The organism is Streptomyces sp. NBC_01176, assembly GCF_045039825.1.
Taxonomy (GTDB): Bacteria; Actinomycetota; Actinomycetes; order Streptomycetales; family Streptomycetaceae; genus Streptomyces.
Genome location: NZ_CP108600.1, coordinates 343,944 through 361,420 on the forward strand (window position 1 = coordinate 343,944; position 17,477 = coordinate 361,420).

A 17,477-nucleotide genomic window follows, 5' to 3' on the forward strand; every position below is an offset into this window, starting at 1 on the left:
GGTGGCCGCAGGTGGTGCAGGTGCCGGTCCAGCACCTCAGCAGGTCCTGGAGTGCGTCGAGCGTCTGGTAGAGACTCGGGCTGGTGCCGGGACTTTTGGGTCGAGCCTGCGCAGGGTGAGGAAGGCTTGCGCGGCGGTGACGAGGGTGACGTGGTGGTGCCAGCCGCGCCAGGTGCGGCCCTCGAAGTGGTCCAGGCCCAGGCCGTGTTTGAGTTCGCGGTAGTCGTGTTCGATCCGCCAGCGCATCTTTGCCCACCGCACCAGGTCGGCGGTTGGTGTGGTGGCGGCCAGGTTCGATATCCAGTAGTTCGTCGGGGCGTCCTGGCCGTCCGGCCATTCGACCAGGAGGGTGTGGGCGGGCAGAACGCCGTCCCACCGGTTGCGGCCGCCGCCGGCTTCCTGGGCGGCGGCCAGGGACTGCGTGCCCGCGGGCCGCACGCTCAGCACCATGAACCGTGAGGTCATCGCGCCTTTACTGCCCTGCCGCCAGGTCACCTCGGTGAACCGCTGCGCACCCGCCTGCGCCACGAGGGTGGAGATCGCTCGCGGCGGGGTGCGGTAGCGGGGAAGGGTGGGCGGTCCGAGCCCGCCATAAGCGGGCCGGTGCGGCTCGGCATCCGCGGAGTGGGCGACTTCCTTCCCGTTCAGTGCCAGCACGTAGGACAGGCCCCGTTCTTCGAGACCGAGCCGGAAGGGGGTGCTGACGCCGTAGCCGGCGTCGGCGACCACGACCGGCGCTGTCAGCTGCCACGTTGCGAGTGTGTCCAGGAGATCGAGTGCGAGACGCCATTTCTCCTGGTGCACCACGTTGTCGGGGACTCCTGCCCGGCGGCAGCGGTCCGGCTCGTCCGTCCATTCCCGCGGCAGATACAACTGCCACTCAAGCGGGCATGAGGCGGTGTCGCCGGCGGCATGGACACTGACCGCTAGCTGGCAGTTCGCCCGTTTCCCGAGTGCTCCGCAGTACTGGCGGGCCACACCGACCGACGCCTTGCCGCACTTGGGGAACGACACGTCGTCGATCACCCACACCTCGGGACTGACAACTGTGGTCAGGCGCTCGGCGATCCGCTGCCTGACCGGCAGCGGATCCCACGGCGACTGATTCACGAACTGCTGCAGGGCCTGCATGTTCCCGTCCGGCAGCCGTTCGGCCATCGGCTGGATGGACTTCCGCCGTCCATCCAACATCAGCCCCCGCAGATAGCACTCACCCCTGGCCCGCTGATCCCTACGCGGCACCGAGGCGAAGACATCCGCCACAAACATCGCCAACGCCGCCCGTAATCAGTTCAGTTCATACGCATCCACACACCCCAACATGCTCTTGATCAGCACAAACGGAAAGACCTAACGAAGCACTACTAGAGCTCACCGACCTGCCGACCTACCGGCCTACCGACCTACCGGCCTACCGACCTGCCGACCTACTCTCCGGGGCACGTACAACTGCCCCGAGAGGCAAGGCGGATCGACTCCGGACTCACCGGCGTGCGGCCTCCTGGCGGTCGGGCTCCTTGGTCCCGCCCTCGGCCGCTGACAACGGCGCGGGCTTGAGGATGCGGGCGGTGACACTGGCCAGGACACAGAAGGTCACCGGCAGGAAGAAGGTGAGATTGAGCGGGACGACCTCGGTCAGCGGTCCGATCACGGCGGGTCCGGCGAGCATGCCGAGGTATCCGAGGCCGGACACCCGGGAGACGTTGGCTCCGGCGGCGGCAGGATCGGTGTGGCCGGCAGCGCTGAAGAGCTGAGGGATGCAGCCGGACAGACCGGCGCCGAAGACGGTCCAACCAGCCAGTGCCACGGGGACGTTGGGCGCGAGTGCGGCCAGGGTCATGCCGAGTGCGGCGAGGGCCGAGCCGTAACGCAGCACGGCGACCGTGCCCAGGCGTGCGGCCACCCGGTCGGCGAGGAGGCGGCCGGTGGTCATGGCGGTGGCGTAGGCGCCGTAGGCGAGGGCGGCGGTGGAGGCGGGCGCGTCGAGCACATCCTTGAGGTGCAGCGCGCTCCAGTCGTTGGCGACGCCCTCACAGAGCATGAGGGTGAAGGCGAGCGCGGCGAGTATCCAGATGCGTGAAGGTGTTCTGCGGCGGGCTTTGACGGCCTGGGGCGCGGCGACGGCGAGGTCACGCGCAGGGTCTTGGCGAAGCAGGGCGGGCGCGGCGAGGGCGGTGACGCCGAGGCTGAGCAGTGCCATGGCGCCGAGGGTGGTGGCCGGGCTCCAGCCTCGGGTCAGGGTGAAGGCACCGACCAGTGAGGCAGCCACACCGCCGATGGAGAAGAGCGCGTGGAAGGCGGACATGACGGGTCGCTGGTAGCCCCGCTCGACCTGCACGGCGTGGGTGTTGATACTCACGTCCAGGCAGCCGGTGGAGAAGCCGAACACCACCAGTGCGGCGCCCAGTGTCCAGACGTCGGTGGCCAGGCCCGGCAGGACCAGGGCCGCGCTGCACAGCACCGCGCTCACGGGGACCACCGTGCGGGCACCGAAGCGGTCGGTGAGCGGGCCGATGAGCTGCATGCCCGTGAAGGCGCCCGCGCCGAGCAGCAGCAGAAGCCAGCCGAGCACCGCGTGGCCGATGCCGACGCGCTGCTCGATGGCGGGGATGTGGACGATCCACATTCCCATGTCGAAGCCGACGACGGCGAAGAAGGCGAACGTGGCCAGTCGGCCGGCCCGCAGGGTTTTGTTCATGGGAACGAACATAACGAACAACATCAATGTTCGAAAGGTTGCTCTGTAATCGCCGCAGATGGTTCTATGGAGCCATGATGAGCGCGGAGCGGCTGAAGAAGATCACCGATGCCGTGAGTGAGACCGGTCGCCTGAGTGTCGCGGAACTGGCCGAGCTCACGGGCGCCTCGGAGATGACCATCCGCCGCGACCTGGAGGTCCTGGCCGACCAGGGTGTCCTGGAGCGGTACCGCGGAGGGGCCCGAAGCCTGCTCCTGCGCGGCGAGGAGCCACCGTTCGCCCTCCGGGCCCAGGGCGGACTGGAGGTCAAGCGACGCCTCGCCGCCGAGGTCGCCGCACTGATCGCGGACGGCGAGTCGGTCGTCGTCGACAGCGGCACCACCTGTCTGGAAGTGGCCCGCGCTCTCCATCACCGCAGGCTGACCGTCATGCCGCTGTCCCTGCACGCGGCCAACGCGCTGACCGGCGCCCCCCAGTTGAAACTCCTGCTGCCCGGCGGGGAACCACGTACCGGCGAACTGGCCCTGACCGGCCCGCTGACCGAGGCGTCGCTGGCCGCCCTGCGTTTCGACACCGCGGTCATCGGGTGCTGCGGCCTGACCGCCGCGGACGGCCTCACCGCCTACGACCTTGCCGACGCCGCGGTCAAGCGCGCCGCGATCGCCTCGGCGCGTCGTGTCATCGCCGTCACCGAGGCCGCCAAACTCTCGCGCACCGCCCTCGCCTTCGTCATCCCGGCCTCCGCCCTGCACGCCGTCGTGACGGACCGATCCGCCGCCGACGACGAGACCGGGGCACTGGCCGCGGCGGGCGTCGCCGTACGAAGGGTGTGATCCGTCGATCGCGGCGGGCGAGCCGTGGACCTCGTGACTCGGCGTCGCCGTCTTTCCGCTAGGTGTCGGCATGGTGCGCCGGCACCTCCCCGCACGAAGGATCCCCACCGGCATCGGGCTGCTCAGCGCCATGAGCCAGGCGCCGCGCTGGGGATGGGGGTCTGGGGCGGTCCTCGGCCTGTTCACCCTCGCCGCCCTCGCCGCGGCCGCCTGGTTCCGGTGGGAGAGGCGCGCCGCCGCTCCCCTGGTCGACCTCGCCCTGATCGGACGGGGCAGCGCGCTCGCCGCCAACCTGATCGCCGTCCTGCTGGGCTTCGGCTGTTGGCCTTCTTCACCGTCGTCGCCGGCTACGCCCAGGTACCTTCGAGCGCCGGCTACGGGGTCGGCGCCTCCACACTGCAGGTCGGGCTCTTCCCGCTCCCGTGCGGCCTGGCCATGATCGTCCTCACTCCCCTGGCCGGACGTCTCACCCTCAGGATTGGAGCGGCCGCCACCGTGGCCCTCGGGTCACTGATCATCACCGGCGCGTTCGCCTGGCTGCTGCTCCGGCCCGGCGACGCCCCCACCCTCTGGGTCGGCTCGGTGGTTTCCGGTCTCGGCCTCGGTATCGGCTACTCGGCGCTGGGCACCATGGCCATCCAGGACATCCCCGAGGCCGCCGAGGCCCCCGAGAGACTGCCGCCCACGGTGCGCATCAGCCCGTTGATGCCGCTCACGTCGCTGATCCTCTCCACCCACCTCGACCGCCGCACCGGGCAGCCCACGCTCACCGGTTACCACGCGGTGTTCACCGTCCTCGGAGTCGTCTGCGTCGCGGCGGCCGCACTCGCCGGCGGCCGGACCCGTACGGACGGCACGGCAGGCCGGCACCCGGGCCGAAGCCCTCACAGCACTCGGCGTATACGACCCAGCCACGTCTGCGCGATGACCACCAGGGCCAAGAAGGCTCCGCTGACAACCTGTTGGTAGGCCGAGTCCAGTGAACCGATCTGATTGATGACGTTCTGGATGACCTTCAGCAGCAGTACTCCCACCAGCGAACCGCTGATGAAGCCGAACCCTCCGGTGAGCAGCGTGCCGCCGATCACCACCGCGGAGATCGCCTCCAGTTCCATGCCGGAGCCGAGGATCGTCACGCCCGACACCAGCCAGGCCGCGTTGAGTGCCCCGGCGAGTCCGGCGCAGAGCCCGGAGAGCGTGTAGACGGAGATCTTCGTACGGGCCACGGGGGCGCCCATCAGTGCCGCCGCGTCCTCGTTCCCCCCGACCGCGTAGACGTACTGGCCGAAGCGGGTGCGCCGGAGCACGACCGCGCCGAGCACGAACAGCGCGAGGGTGATCCACACGGGCACGCCGACACCGAGCAGGGTGTTCTGGCCGAGTTTCGCGAAGAACGAGTCCTTGTCCACGAGATACGTCGTCGAGCCCTCGTCGGTGACGGAGAGCAGGATGCCCCGGGCACCCAGCATCGCCGCCAGCGTGACGATGAACGGAGCCAGTCGCGAGCGGGCTATCAGCAGGCCGTTGACCAGCCCGATCAGCCCGCACACGGCCAGCGGCAGCAGCAGTGCCACCGCCGTTCCGTACTGTGATCCCCACGCCGCGAGCACCCCGCCGAGGGCGAAGAGCGAGCCCACCGACAGGTCGATGCCGCCGGTGACGATGACGAAGGTCATACCGAGCGCGACCACGGCGAGGAACGCCGAGGAGAGCGCCATGTTCTCCAGGTTGTCGCCGGTCAGGAAGGTGTCGAAGCTCAGCGACGCCGCGATCATCGCGACGACGAGGGTGACCAGGGCGCCGTGCTGCTGGGCGAGCGCGCTGAGCCGTTCCGAGCGGGAGGTGCCGGGCGGATCTTCCTCGGCCGTGGTCCTGCCGCTCACCGGAGTGTCCACGTCGGTCGTCATCGCTTTCCTCGTTCCCGTGCCGCGTAGACGGCGAGGACGATCACCACGGCCTGGGCGATCTGGGTCCACGACGGCGGCAGATCGTGCTTGATGAGCGTGGTGGTGAGCAACTGGATCAGGACGGCGCCGGCGACCGTGCCGCCGATGCGGACGCGGCCTCCGCTCAGCGGAGTGCCGCCGACCACGACCGCGGTGATCGCGGAGAGTTCCATCAGGTTGCCGAGCGAGGTCGGATCGCTCGCGGTCAGACGGGCGGTGGCCAGCACGCCCGCGATCGCGGCGAGGACGCCGGAGCAGACGTACACCAGGATCAGCACGCGGCGCACCGGCAGTCCGGCGAGCCGGGCCGCCGGACGGCTGTCCCCGATGGCCAGGAGCTGCCGGCCGAAGGTGGTGCGACGCACGATGAAGGCGACGAGCAGCGCGAGGGCGGCGGCGATCAGCACGAGATAGGGGACGCCCAGGACATCGCCCGAGCCCAGTGACGCCATGGCCGGGTCGTGGACGTCCTTGAGCTGAGGAAGGAGCACCAGGGCCAGCCCGCGCCCCGCGACCATCAGGGCCAGTGTCGCGACGATCGGCTGGACGCCGACGAAGGCGATGAGCGATCCGTTCGCGACACCGATCACGGCACCGCCCACGAGGGCGATCAGGATGGCGATCCAGGGCCCGTAGCCGAGGTAGAGGGACAGGAGGGAGGTGGACAGGGCCATAACCGAGCCGACCGCCAGGTCGACGCCCTCGCTGCCGATGGCCAGTGCCATGCCGAGTGCCACGATCAGGACCGGGGCGACCTGGACGGCCTGGGTACGGAAGTTCTCGGTGGACAGGAAGTGCGGGGTGAAGACGGTGTTGACCAGGAAGAGGACCACGACGCCCAGGTAGACGCCGTACTCCTGGAGCAGCCGCAGCAGTCGGTCGCGGTCCGCGGTCACCCGGCCCAGGGTCAGGTCAGTCATCGTGGCCTCCCGGGCCGGAGCCGGTACCCGTGTCCGCGGGCCCGGCGGCTATGGCGCGCATCAGCCGGTCCTCGGTGACGGCGTCGCCGGTCAGTTCCTCGACGACCGCGCCGTCCTTGAGGACGATCACCCGGTCGCTGCCCTCGATCAGTTCCTCCGGGTCCGAGGAGATGAGAAGGACGCCGAGTCCGTCGTCGGCCAGTTCGTCGATCAGTTTCTGCACCTCCGCCTTGGCTCCGACGTCGATGCCCCGGGTCGGCTCGTCGAGGAGCAGGACCTTGGGCTGCATGGCCAGCCAGCGGGCCAGCAGGACCTTCTGCTGGTTGCCGCCGGACAGTTCGCCCACCTTCTGGTGGGGTCCCGCCGCCTTGATGCGCAGCCGCTTCATGAAGGTCTCGACGATCCGGTCGATGCGCGCCTCGTCGACCAGGCCGAAGCGTGAGAGGCCCGGCAGCGCGGCGAGTGCGATGTTCTCGCGGACCGAGAGACCCGGCACGATGCCTTCGGTCTTGCGGTCCTCGGGGAGCAGGCTGATGCCCGCACGGATCGCGGCGGGTGTCGATCCGGTGCGTACGCGCACGCCCGCCACCACGACCCGCCCGGAGTCGGTGGGCAGTGCGCCCGCGATGGCCTTGGCGGTCTCGGTACGGCCCGACCCGAGCAGGCCGCCGAGCCCCACCACCTCGCCGGGACGTACGGAGACCGACACTCCGTCCAGTTGGTGACGTACGGTCAGTTCCGTTGCCTCGAGGACGGGTTCGGTCTCGGTCTCGTGGCTGCCCGCGAACTTGGTGAGGCCGTCCTCGCGTACGTCCGTGATCTCGCGTCCCAGCATGAGTGCCACGAGCCTCAGCCGGTCGAGTTCGGCGATGCGGCCGGTGTGCACGACCTTGCCGTCGCGCAGCACGGTGACCGCGTCGCAGATCTCGTACAGCTCGTCGAGCCGGTGGCTGACGTAGATCACCGCGATGCCCCGCTCGCGCAGCATCCGGATCACCCCGAACAGGGTCCGGACCTCGCGCGGTTCGAGCGAGGAGGTCGGTTCGTCCATGACGACCACGCGGGCGTCGACGGAGACGGCGCGGGCGAGGGCCACCATCTGCTGGGCGCCGACGCCCAGTTCACGCAGGGGGCGACATACGTCGACACGCAGTCCGAGCTCGCGCAGTGCCTCGTCCGCGTCCCGGTGCATGCGCCGGAAGTCGATCAGGCCCAGCCGGTTGCGGGGCTCCCGGCCGAGGAAGAGGTTGCGGGCCACGGTCATCAGCGGGACGAGGTTGACCTCCTGGTAGATGGTGGAGATTCCCGCGTGCTGCGCGTGCAGCGGTGTGGCGAAGCGGACCGGGGCACCGTTGTACGTCACCTCGCCCTCGTCGGGCCGGTAGACCCCGGTGAGGACCTTGATGAGGGTCGATTTGCCCGCGCCGTTCTCGCCGATGAGTGCGTGCACCTCCCCGGCGCGGGCCGTGAAGTCCACCTGGGACAGGGCCTTCACGCCGGGGAAGGTCTTCGACAGACCGGTGACTGACAACATCTCAGAAGGCCTTGCCCAGATCCGACTTGGCGTTGGCGGTGGTGTACTCGCTGTCCTGGATGACGATGTCCTGGGCGACCTTCTCACCCTTGGTGAAGGCGTCCAGGGTCTGGAAGGCGAGCGGTCCGAAGCGGGGGTTGGACTCCACGACACCGTCGATCCAGCCGTCGACGATGCCCTGGACGGCGTTGCGGGTGCCGTCGATCGTGACGATCTTCACCGCGCCCGGCTGCTTGCCGGCCCCCTTGAGGGCATTGACCGCCCCGAGTCCCATCTCGTCGTTCTCGGCGTAGATCCCGGTGATGCCGGGCTTGGACTGGATGAGGTTCTCGGTGACCGACTGGCCCTTCTCCCGGGCGAATTCGCCGGTCTGCTTGAAGACGATCTTGAGGCCGGGCGCCTTCTCCTTGACGCGCTCCTCGAACCCCTTGGTGCGCTCGGTCGTCACGTTGTTGCCCGCGGCGCCCAGCAGGATGGCGATCTCGCCCTTGCCGCCGGTCGCCTCGATCATCCGGTCCGCGGCCCGCTTGCCCTGCTCCACGAAGTCGGAGCCGATGAAGCTGACGTAGTCCTTGCAGGCGGCGGCGTTGATCTTGCGGTCGATGGTGATGATCGGGATGTGCTTGGCGGAGGCCGAGCGCAGGACCGGCTCCCAGCCGTCCGAGTTGAGCGGTGCGATCACCAGGAGATCGGCGCCCTTGGCGATGAGGTCCTGGACGTCGCTGATCTGCTTGGAGAACTGCGACTGGGCGTTGGCCGTCAGCAGTTTCACGCCTCGCTGCTTCGCCTCGGCCTTGATCGACGCGGTCTCGGCGATCCGGAAGGGGTTGGCCTCCTTCTCGGACTGGGAGAAGCCGACGGTGGCCGTCTTCAGGTCGGTCTTCTGGGCGCCGTAGGCGTCTATGGCACAGGTCGGACCGGAGCCCGTGGACGGCGAGGCGACGACCTGTCCGGAGTCGCCCTGGCTGGTGGAGCTCTTGTCCTTGTCGGCGGAGTCGTCCTCCGACTTCGCGCATCCGGAGACGAGCGCGAGGCTCGTGATGAGGCCGGTGGCGAGGAGGGTCCTGGCGGAGGTGCGGTGACGAGGTGCGATCGGCTTCATGGAGTCCCCAAACGGCGCGGCCCCGGCGCTGAGAGCGCTCCCGGGGATGATCGGCTCTTGCGGTCAACTCGGTGTACACGTCGTTCCGGGGAGGTTTTTACATCGTTGGAAGGACGCTGTAAAGCCTTCGGTCCGAAATCTCGTCAGCGTCGCCCCAGCGTGCTCTCGCGCTCCACCAGCCGGAAATCCGCGGTCAGTTCACGCCCCCCGGGCTCGGTGCGGCCGGACAGACTGCGCAGCAGGGAGGCCACCGCCATCCGCGCGATGGCCTGCTTGTCCGGCGAGATCGTCGTCAGCGTGACGGCGCCGAACCGCCCCTCCTCGATGTCGTCGAAGCCGACCACCGCCACGTCCCACGGCACCCGCAGACCGCGCTCGTGCAGGACGCGCATCGCACCGATCGCGACCAGGTCGTTGTACGCGAAAACGGCGTCCGGACGCACTCCGGAATCCAGCAGCCGGGCCATCCCCCGCGCGCCCTCGTCGCGGTCCCAGCCGCCGACCGGCACCACCAGGTCGTCGGGCGCCGGCACCCCGGCCGCCGTCAGTTCCTCGCGCCAGCCCGCCAGTCGCAGATGGGCGGGCCGGTTGGCCGAATCCGTACGGGCCCCCAGATAGGCGATCCGTGAGCGTCCGCGGCCCAGCAGATGGCGTACCGCACTGCGCGCGGCCGCCACGTTGTCGATCGCGATGTGGTCGTAGGGCAGCTCGTACTCCCGCTCGCCGAGCAGCACGAGCGGCACGTCGTCGGTACGGGAGCGCAGGTCCTCGGCCTCGAGCTCCAGCGGGCTGAGGATCAGGCCGTCGATCACATTGGCCCGGAACCCCTGGCTGACCAGCACCTCCTGCTCCCGGTCGCCCCGCGTGTGGTCGAGGAGCACGGTGAACTCGTGTTCGGCGGCGGCGTCGACGACCGCTCCGGCCAGCTCGGCGAAGTACGGGTTGCCCAGCTCGGGGATGGCGAGGGCGATGATGCCCGTGCGGCCCTTGCGCAGGTGGCGAGCCGTGAGGTTCGGCCGGTATCCCAGCTCGTCGATGGCCTCCTGGACCCGGGCGCGCATGGCCGGGGTGACGTGCGGATAGTTGTTCACGACGTTCGAAACCGTCTTGATCGAGACGCCGGCGCGCTCCGCGACGTCCTTCAGGCTGACCCGCAAGGGATCTCCTCTCCATCGATGTGCGCCCCTGCCACCAGGACGTTTGTCATGACCCTGGACAGAGGCCGGGACCCGTGCTGTGATGCCAACTCCCGTTCCTTCCAACGTTGTACAGACTGAAGCAACGAGCCGCCACCCTTCCTCAGCCAAGGAGGATCCGTGCGCATCAGAAGACTCCGCACCCGAATGGCACTCCTGCTCGTCGCGGTGCTGGGCCTGGCGGGACTCACCGCCGCCCCCGCCGCCACAGCCGCCGCCGACCCCGTGGAGGTCCACGGCCTGAAAGGCGAGTACTACACCCAGTCCGCCCCCGGCGCCTTCGACTTCCACGAGCTGAAGGCCACCGGATTCGACACCAACCTCGACTTCGACAACCTGGAGCCGCGACTCTCCTTCGCCACCGGACAGTCGGACGACGTCAACGTCCGCTGGACCGGCCGGATCGTCCCGGAGAAGACCGGCGCCCACACCTTCTCGATCATCGGTGACAACGGCTTCCGGCTGTGGGTCGACGGGCAGCTCGCCATCGACCACTGGGTCGACGACTGGGACCGGGAACAGACCTCCCAGCCCCTCGACCTGACCGCCGGACGGGCCTACGACATCAAGGTCGAGTACTTCGAGCACTTCGGCGGCTCCAACCTCCATCTGCGCTGGACCCCGCCGGGCGGCACCAAGACGGCCGTCCCGCAGTCGGCACTCCGGCTGCCCGACGGATACGCCTACGACGGCGCCATCGCGACCACGGTCCAGGGGGACGGCCGTACCCTGCGCCTCGACTTCGCCCAGGCGCTGTCCGCACCCCCGGCCGGTCTCACCGACCACGTGGAAGCGGTGATCGGGGGCGCCAAGTGGCCCCTGTCCACGGCGAAACTGGATCCCACCGACCCGAAGTCACTGCTCGTCCGTCTGAAGGAACCCGTCGTCGGCAACAAGACCGGCACCGCCCGAGGCACCGCCGACCTGCGCTACGACGGCAAGGGCGGCCTCTCCGGCACGAACGGCAACGTTGTCAACGCCTTCTGGAGCAGCGGCTCCAACCACTCCACCTACCAGCTGCGCACGAAGTGGGCGGACGACGTCGGCCCGCGCAACGCCCACCCCGAGTACCCCCGGCCCCAGCTCACGCGGGACAACTGGCGCAACCTGAACGGCTCGTGGCAGTTCGCCACCGCCAAGGCCGGTGACCGGCCGCCGGTCGGCAGGAACCTCGCCGAGAAGATCCTCGTGCCCTACCCCGTGGAGTCCCAGCTCTCCGGCATCGAACGGCACGAGGACCGTATGTGGTACCGCCGCACCTTCACGGTCCCGAAGGACTGGCGGATCGGCTCCGGCAAGCGCCTGCAGCTCAACTTCGGTGCCGTCGACTGGAAGGCCGAGGTCTACGTCAACGGCACCAGGGTCACCGAACACCAAGGCGGCTACGACAAGTTCAGCGCCGACGTCACCGCCGCGCTGAAGCCCGGCCGTACCCAGGAACTGATCGTCGGCGTCTACGACCCGACCGACGCGCAGGGCGGCGAGAACCCGCCCGTGGGCAAGCAGCGTCTCGACCCCAGCGGCATCTGGTACACGCCGTCCTCCGGGATCTGGCAGACGGTGTGGATGGAGCCGGTCGCCACGGACCACGTCGACTCGCTCAAGCTGACGCCCGACGTCAAGAGCAGCCGGCTCACCGTCGAGCCGCAGGGCGTTCGGAACGGGGTGCCGGTCACCGCCACCGCGTATGCCGGACACCGCAGGGTCGCCACCGTGTCCGGCCGCACCGGGCAGCCGCTCACGCTGAAGATCAGCGATCCGCACCTCTGGTCCCCCGACGATCCCTTCCTCTACGACCTGAAGGTGACCGTCGGTGCCGACCGTGTCGGCAGCTACTTCGGGATGCGCTCCATCGCCGTGGAACAGGTGAACGGAACCCCGCGCACCGTCCTCAACGGCAAGCCCGTCTTCATGATGGCCACCCTCGACCAGGGCTTCTGGCCCGACGGTCTGCACACCGCGCCGACCGACGAGGCCCTGGCGTACGACCTGAAGATGCACAAGCAGATGGGCTTCAACGCGGTCCGCAAACACATCAAGGTGGAACCCGACCGCTGGTTCTACTGGGCGGACCGGCTCGGCCTGATGGTCTGGCAGGACATGCCCGCCATGACCGCCGGGGTCGACCCGAACGCCGCGTCCCGCGCCGAGTACGAGCGCGAGATGAAGCAGATGATCGACGAGCACATCAGCAGCCCGTCGGTCGTCATGTGGGTGACCTTCAACGAGGGCTGGGGCCAGTACGACGAGGCCCGCATCGCCGACCAGGCCAAGTCCTGGGACCCGACACGCCTCGTCAACTCCATGTCGGGCATCAATCTCGGGGTGGACGGCGGCACCGGCGACATCATCGACGAGCACGGCTATCCGAGCCCCGCGCTGCCACCGAATCCCGACGGGAAGCGAGCTCTGGTCAGCGGTGAGTACGGCGGTCTCGGGCTCGCGGTGCCCGGTCATGCCTGGTCGGTGCAGCAGTCCTACGTGGACGTGGACCCGGCGACGTACACCGACGACTATCTGGCCCGTCTGGACGAGGTGCACAAGCTCGCCTGCAAGGGCGGCAACGGCGCCGTCTACACCCAGATCTCGGACGTGGAGGGCGAGCTGAACGGGCTGATGACGTACGACCGCAAGGTGGTCAAGCCCGATGTGAAGCGGCTGAAGGCGGCCCACGACGCGCTGATCCACGACGCGTCGCAACCGACGCCGGCGGGTTGCTCCTGATGGACGGGCGCGCCCGGCGAGCACCTGACCGGTTCTCCGTGTGCGCCCCGTCCTGACCCGCTGACGGGTCGTCGGCACGGTCCGCTCCCCGCGGGATAGGGGCGGGCCGTGCCTCGTCCGTCGTACCGGGGTCCCGGCCCCGTGCACCTCGGACCGTCGACCCGTGGACGGGACAAGGGACCGGCGACCGTCGACAGGACGAGTGGATCGTCGTCCGTGGGCAGGAAGAGCCGGGCGGACGCCACGGAGGTTCGGTCCCTGCGCGGCGACACGCGCGCGCCGGCTCTGAAGGGACCGCCCGGGGTTGCCTCCCCCGGCCCCCTCACTGTGCGTGGCGGACGATCGTGCTCAGCGGAATACGCGTTCGCCCTCCGTGATGGACGCCGGAGAACGGGTAGACGGCCGTCATGATCTCTTCGTATGTTCTCGCCGCCGACGGCTCGTCGTCGCTCCCCCTGATCGTCGCCGGCCTGGTGCTGGCGGCCCTCCTGATCGGCGCGTTCTGGTACGGCAGCCGGCGCACCGCACGCCGCCAGGATCCCGGCGCCGGCCCAGCGGAACAGAACCCACAGGCGGCGGCCCGACAGGACTCCTGGCAGACCCCCGACGACGACACCGACCGACAGCCCCGGCACTGACCGCACCGCGCCCGCTCGTCATTCTCCGAGGACCGTCACGAGTGCCGCAGGGCACGTGGAATCCTCGCGCGGCCCCGCTCGGACCGACACCTCACCCACCGAGCTCCGCACTGCGGACGCACAGAACAGGGAGGTACGCGGTGCCCGCCACGACCGCCGCACGAGAAGCGACACTCCCCACCGGACTGCTGACCCTGCCCGGTGTGTACCGGCCCCAGGCCGACACCCGGCTCCTCGCCGGCGCCCTGGCGATGGAAGACGTGCGCCCGGCGACCGAGGTCCTGGAGATCGGCACCGGCACAGGCGTCCTGGCGCTGAGCGCGGCAGGCAGAGGGGCACGGGTCACCGCTGTGGACGTGTCCTGGCGGGCGGTGGCCACCGCCCGGATCAACGCCCTGGCCCACGGCCTGCCCCTGCGGGTCCTGCACGGCGATTTCACGGCCCGCACGAGCGGCCGGCGCTATGACATCGTCCTCGCCAATCCCCCCTACGTCCCGTCCCCGGAGATCCGGCCACCCACCGGCGGTCCGGCGCGCGCCTGGGACGCCGGCCCCGACGGCCGGCTCGTCATCGACCGCATCTGCGCGAGCGCCCCGGCCCTGCTGCGCCACGGCGGCGTCCTGCTCATGGTGCACTCCGCGATGTGCGGAGCCGACAGCACGCTCAAGCGGCTGCGACAGGCGGGGCTGGCCGGACGGACCACCGCGAGGGCGTTCGTGCCCTGGGGGCCGGTCCTGCGCTCACGCCGGCCCTGGCTCGAGAGGCAGGGGCTCGCCGACGTCGGCCAAGAGCGTGAAGAGCTGGTGATCATCCGTGCCCAGGCCCTCTGACCCCGCCACCGGCGCCGTACCGGTCTGCCGGGCCCGCCGGGTGAGCGTCGACCCACAAGGGCCCGTCCTGGTCGAGGGGCCGGTGGAGATCGTCCTGGATGACGGCACGGTCGCCCGCTCGGAACGTTTCATGGTCGCGATCTGCACATGCCGCCGCAGCCGGACCTACCCATGGTGCGACACCAGCCACCGGCCGCGCGAGAAGACCGCCGGCACCCCCACCTCCGACGAACGCGCGCGGCAGGCCCGTGAAGGCCACGACGGTCGCGCGACCAGGCCCGCTCCGGATGACAGGAACGCACCATGACCGCGCCCGGCGTCACCGCCTCCTCGCCTGCCGTCGGCGGCCGCCTGGTCGAGGGCCGGGGCGAGCTGTCAGGAGCGGTCGTGGCGTCCTTGCGCACGGGTCTGCCCCCCGCCCACGAACCGGACGCGGTACGGGAGGCCGATCCCTGGGGTGAGGACCTTCAGCTCGCCCTGCACCTCCTGTACGAGCTGCACTACCGGGGCTTCGAAGGCGTCGCCGACGACCGGGAATGGGATCCGGAACTGCTGCGTCTGCGCCAGAGCCTGGAGACGCGCTTCCTGAGCTCCCTGCGATCCGCCCTGGCCCACGCGCCCCGGACCGTCGAGGAGGCCTTCGCGCCGCTGCTCGTCGAACCCGTGGACCTCACCGGCAGCCTCAGTCACCGGCTCGAAACGACCGGTGAGCTCTGGCAACTGCGCGAGTACGCCGCGCTGCGTTCGCTCTACCACCTCAAGGAAGCCGATCCGCACGCCTGGGTCATCCCTCGCCTGACCGGCCGGGCCAAGGCAGCGATGGTCGCCATCGAGTACGACGAGTTCGGCGCCGGCCGCGCCGACCGCATCCACGCCCGTCTCTACGCCGACCTCATGGGCGACCTCGGCCTGGACCCCGCGTACGGCCGCTACCTCGACCAGGCACCCGCGCCGCTCCTCGCCACCGTCAACCTGATGTCCCTCTTCGGCCTGCACCGGGCGCTGCGCGGTGCGCTCGTCGGCCACTTCGCCTGCGTCGAGGTCACCTCCTCCCCCGGCTCCCGCCGTCTCGCCAAAGCGATGCGCAGGTGCGGGGCGGGCCCCGCGGCCGAGCACTTCTACGCCGAGCATGTCGAGGCCGACGCCGTCCACGAACAGGTCGTGCGCCACGACGTCATCGGCGGCCTCCTCGCAGACGAACCGGAGCTGGAGGCCGACATCGCCTTCGGCTGTGCGGCGACCCTCCTGCTGGATGACCGGCTCGCCGCCCACATCGAGGCCGCGTGGGACCAGGGGCTGTCCGCCCTGCGTACGGCCCTGCCGGGAAGCTGACCCGCCCCTGCCCGCACCGGGTACGGCCCTGCCGGGAAGCCGACCCGCCCCTACCCGCACCGGGTACGGCCCTGCCGGGAAGCCGACCCGCCCCCGCGTACGCCTCAAGCCGGAGAGAGCGGCGGCCGCCCCTGTCCGCGCCGCGTACGCCCCTGCCGGGGCGCTCCTGTCCGACCCTCGCTCCCGGGGCCGCGCGGCTGCGCTGGCGGCCGGCCGGAACGCGTCGTGCCCGGGTCACGGGCGTGCACGGACCGGACGGGTCGACGCATCCGCCGGGGACGTCAGAGGCCACCGGCGGCGAGGTGGTGGCGTGGGCGGATTACGAATCGGGCCCGGAGTCCCGCAGGTGGCTGATCGATCGGAACGGGGGCACAAGGCCACCGATGCAAAGGGAGGTGCCGGATGCCCCGGATCCACGGATGGCTCGATCGCGTGAAGAACGGCGCGGCCACGCTCGGTGAACGCCGTGCGCAGGCCCGGGCGGGCCATGTCGCGGACCACGAGGCGATGACCGGCGGGGAACGGCCCGCGGAGATCCAACCGGCGCGCCCCCGCAAACCGGACCCGGACCCGGACCCGGCAGCCGCGGTGCCCTGGAGCGTGCGGGTGGCGGCCGAGGCCGGCTGGCGGTTCCTGGTCCTGGCCGCCGCGGTGTGGGTGCTGATGCGGGTGATCGGCTCCGTACGGCTGGTCGTCCTCGCCTTCGTCGTCGCGTTGCTGATCACCGCACTGCTCGAGCCGACGGTCTCGCGGCTGCATCGCAGCGGGCTGTCCCGGGGACTGGCCACCGCGGTCACCGCGATCTGCGGGTTCCTCGTGCTGGGGCTGGTCGCCTGGTTCGTCGTATGGCAGGTGCTCGACAACCTCGACAGTCTGTCCGGCCGCCTCCAGGACGGAGTCGAGCAGCTGAAACAGTGGCTGCTCGACAGCCCGTTCCACGTGACCGAGCAGCAGATCAACGACGTGGCGAAGAACCTGAGCGACGCGATCGGCACCAGCACGAGTCAGATCACCTCGACAGGCCTTCAAGGGGTCACCGTGCTGGCGGAGGTCCTCACCGGCATGCTGCTGACGATGTTCTCCACGCTCTTCCTGCTGTACGACGGCAGGCGCATCTGGCAATGGACGCTCAAGCTGGTCCCGGCCGAGGCCCGGCCCGGGGTGGCCTCGGCCGGTCCGCGGGCCTGGCGGACTCTCACCGCGTACGCGCGCGGGACGATGATCGTCGCGTTCATCGACGCCCTCTTCATCGGAGTGGGCATCTACTTCCTCGGTGTGCCGCTCGCCGTCCCCATCGGCGTGGTGATCTTCCTGAGCTCGTTCGTGCCGCTCGTCGGTGCCGTTGCCTCCGGCGCGATCGCGGTCGTGGTCGCCCTGGTCACGCAGGGGGTGTTCACCGCGCTCATGGTCCTGTTGGTGGTGCTCCTGGTGCAGCAGCTGGAGGGGCACGTACTCCAGCCCTTCATCCTGGGACAGGCCGTCCGGGTCCATCCCCTGGCCGTGGTCCTGGCCGTTGCCACCGGTGGCCTGGTCGCGGGGATCGGCGGTGCCGTGGTCGCCGTACCGCTGGTCGCCGTCGTGAACACGGTGGTCGGTCACCTTCGTGCCCACGCCGGTGAGGAGGAGCAGGGGGCGAAGGCCGTACCGGCCCTCGAGGGTGAGGGGCCGGGGCAGCCCGTGGACCGGACGCCCGACGAGTCCTGACCGCCCAGGTCCTAGGAGGG

The 17,477-nt window shown here is 70.1% G+C and carries 15 protein-coding genes; 8 read left to right on the forward strand and 7 right to left on the reverse strand.

What is annotated here, in order from left to right:
* Positions 1-36: 36 nt before the first annotated feature.
* Complete coding sequence (locus OG199_RS01085; protein WP_405827332.1) at positions 37-1,269, reverse strand: IS701 family transposase; 1,233 nt, start codon at positions 1,267-1,269, stop codon at positions 37-39.
* Positions 1,270-1,483: 214 nt separating this feature from the next.
* Positions 1,484-2,698, reverse strand: a complete 1,215-nt coding sequence (locus tag OG199_RS01090; protein ID WP_356801026.1) for an MFS transporter — start codon at positions 2,696-2,698, stop codon at positions 1,484-1,486.
* A 74-nt stretch (positions 2,699-2,772) separates the two neighbouring features.
* Here OG199_RS01090 and OG199_RS01095 point away from each other — a divergent pair, with 74 nt between their 5' ends.
* The gene (locus OG199_RS01095) at positions 2,773-3,531 is read left to right on the forward strand and encodes a DeoR/GlpR family DNA-binding transcription regulator (protein ID WP_356801025.1); all 759 of its coding nucleotides are present in this window, start codon (positions 2,773-2,775) and stop codon (positions 3,529-3,531) included.
* A gap of 153 nt (positions 3,532-3,684) precedes the next feature.
* Positions 3,685-4,500: an MFS transporter gene (locus OG199_RS01100; protein ID WP_405827335.1), complete on the forward strand. Its 816-nt coding sequence runs from the start codon at positions 3,685-3,687 to the stop codon at positions 4,498-4,500.
* On the opposite strand, the gene OG199_RS01105 is transcribed toward OG199_RS01100, so the two are convergent.
* The 5 genes from OG199_RS01105 to OG199_RS01125 all read right to left on the reverse strand — a co-directional run bounded on the left by OG199_RS01105 (position 4,416) and on the right by OG199_RS01125 (position 10,190).
* Complete coding sequence (locus tag OG199_RS01105; protein WP_405827338.1) at positions 4,416-5,438, reverse strand: ABC transporter permease; 1,023 nt, start codon at positions 5,436-5,438, stop codon at positions 4,416-4,418. The two genes, OG199_RS01100 and OG199_RS01105, sit on opposite strands and share 85 nt — an antisense overlap.
* The gene (locus tag OG199_RS01110) at positions 5,435-6,397 is read right to left on the reverse strand and encodes an ABC transporter permease (protein ID WP_356801022.1); all 963 of its coding nucleotides are present in this window, start codon (positions 6,395-6,397) and stop codon (positions 5,435-5,437) included. The genes OG199_RS01105 and OG199_RS01110 overlap by 4 nt, the downstream gene beginning before the upstream one ends.
* Entirely contained in the window at positions 6,390-7,931 is a 1,542-nt protein-coding gene (locus OG199_RS01115) for a sugar ABC transporter ATP-binding protein (protein WP_405827340.1), read from the reverse strand. Before OG199_RS01115 ends, OG199_RS01110 begins: the two co-directional genes overlap by 8 nt.
* A 1-nt stretch (position 7,932) precedes the next feature.
* Positions 7,933-9,033, reverse strand: a complete 1,101-nt coding sequence (locus OG199_RS01120; protein WP_356801020.1) for an ABC transporter substrate-binding protein — start codon at positions 9,031-9,033, stop codon at positions 7,933-7,935.
* A 143-nt stretch (positions 9,034-9,176) separates the two neighbouring features.
* Positions 9,177-10,190, reverse strand: coding sequence for a LacI family DNA-binding transcriptional regulator (locus tag OG199_RS01125; RefSeq protein ID WP_356801019.1), 1,014 nt, complete (start codon positions 10,188-10,190; stop codon positions 9,177-9,179).
* Between the two features lie 159 nt (positions 10,191-10,349).
* Here OG199_RS01125 and OG199_RS01130 point away from each other — a divergent pair, with 159 nt between their 5' ends.
* The 6 genes from OG199_RS01130 to OG199_RS01155 all read left to right on the forward strand — a co-directional run bounded on the left by OG199_RS01130 (position 10,350) and on the right by OG199_RS01155 (position 17,457).
* Positions 10,350-12,953: a PA14 domain-containing protein gene (locus OG199_RS01130; RefSeq protein WP_405827343.1), complete on the forward strand. Its 2,604-nt coding sequence runs from the start codon at positions 10,350-10,352 to the stop codon at positions 12,951-12,953.
* A gap of 407 nt (positions 12,954-13,360) precedes the next feature.
* Positions 13,361-13,591 (forward strand): DUF6479 family protein, encoded by a 231-nt coding sequence (locus tag OG199_RS01135; protein ID WP_405827345.1) that lies wholly within the window; start codon positions 13,361-13,363, stop codon positions 13,589-13,591.
* Between the two features lie 140 nt (positions 13,592-13,731).
* Positions 13,732-14,421, forward strand: a complete 690-nt coding sequence (locus OG199_RS01140) for a HemK2/MTQ2 family protein methyltransferase (RefSeq protein ID WP_401805013.1) — start codon at positions 13,732-13,734, stop codon at positions 14,419-14,421.
* Positions 14,405-14,728 carry a CDGSH iron-sulfur domain-containing protein gene (locus OG199_RS01145; protein WP_356801015.1) on the forward strand — a complete coding sequence of 108 codons (324 nt, stop codon included), beginning with the start codon at positions 14,405-14,407 and terminating at the stop codon, positions 14,726-14,728. The genes OG199_RS01140 and OG199_RS01145 overlap by 17 nt, the downstream gene beginning before the upstream one ends.
* Positions 14,725-15,753 carry an iron-containing redox enzyme family protein gene (locus OG199_RS01150; protein WP_405827348.1) on the forward strand — a complete coding sequence of 343 codons (1,029 nt, stop codon included), beginning with the start codon at positions 14,725-14,727 and terminating at the stop codon, positions 15,751-15,753. The genes OG199_RS01145 and OG199_RS01150 overlap by 4 nt, the downstream gene beginning before the upstream one ends.
* 402 nt (positions 15,754-16,155) lie before the next feature.
* A complete protein-coding gene (locus OG199_RS01155) occupies positions 16,156-17,457 on the forward strand; it encodes an AI-2E family transporter (RefSeq protein WP_405827350.1) in 1,302 nt (433 codons plus the stop codon).
* Positions 17,458-17,477: the final 20 nt, after the last annotated feature.

Excerpts from the sequence above, each read along its gene's own strand:
- OG199_RS01100 (WP_405827335.1), top strand. The coding sequence starts at position 3,685 with ATGGGGGTCTGGGGCGGTCCTCGGCCTGTTCACCCTCGCCGCCCTCGC.
- OG199_RS01150 (WP_405827348.1), top strand. The coding sequence starts at position 14,725 with ATGACCGCGCCCGGCGTCACCGCCTCCTCGCCTGCCGTCGGCGGCCGC.
- OG199_RS01095 (WP_356801025.1), top strand. The coding sequence starts at position 2,773 with ATGATGAGCGCGGAGCGGCTGAAGAAGATCACCGATGCCGTGAGTGAG.
- OG199_RS01110 (WP_356801022.1), bottom strand. The coding sequence starts at position 6,397 with ATGACTGACCTGACCCTGGGCCGGGTGACCGCGGACCGCGACCGACTG.
- OG199_RS01090 (WP_356801026.1), bottom strand. The coding sequence starts at position 2,698 with ATGAACAAAACCCTGCGGGCCGGCCGACTGGCCACGTTCGCCTTCTTC.
- OG199_RS01105 (WP_405827338.1), bottom strand. The coding sequence starts at position 5,438 with ATGACGACCGACGTGGACACTCCGGTGAGCGGCAGGACCACGGCCGAG.
- OG199_RS01135 (WP_405827345.1), top strand. The coding sequence starts at position 13,361 with ATGATCTCTTCGTATGTTCTCGCCGCCGACGGCTCGTCGTCGCTCCCC.
- OG199_RS01155 (WP_405827350.1), top strand. The coding sequence starts at position 16,156 with ATGCCCCGGATCCACGGATGGCTCGATCGCGTGAAGAACGGCGCGGCC.
- OG199_RS01085 (WP_405827332.1), bottom strand. The coding sequence starts at position 1,269 with ATGTTTGTGGCGGATGTCTTCGCCTCGGTGCCGCGTAGGGATCAGCGG.
- OG199_RS01120 (WP_356801020.1), bottom strand. The coding sequence starts at position 9,033 with ATGAAGCCGATCGCACCTCGTCACCGCACCTCCGCCAGGACCCTCCTC.
- OG199_RS01115 (WP_405827340.1), bottom strand. The coding sequence starts at position 7,931 with ATGTTGTCAGTCACCGGTCTGTCGAAGACCTTCCCCGGCGTGAAGGCC.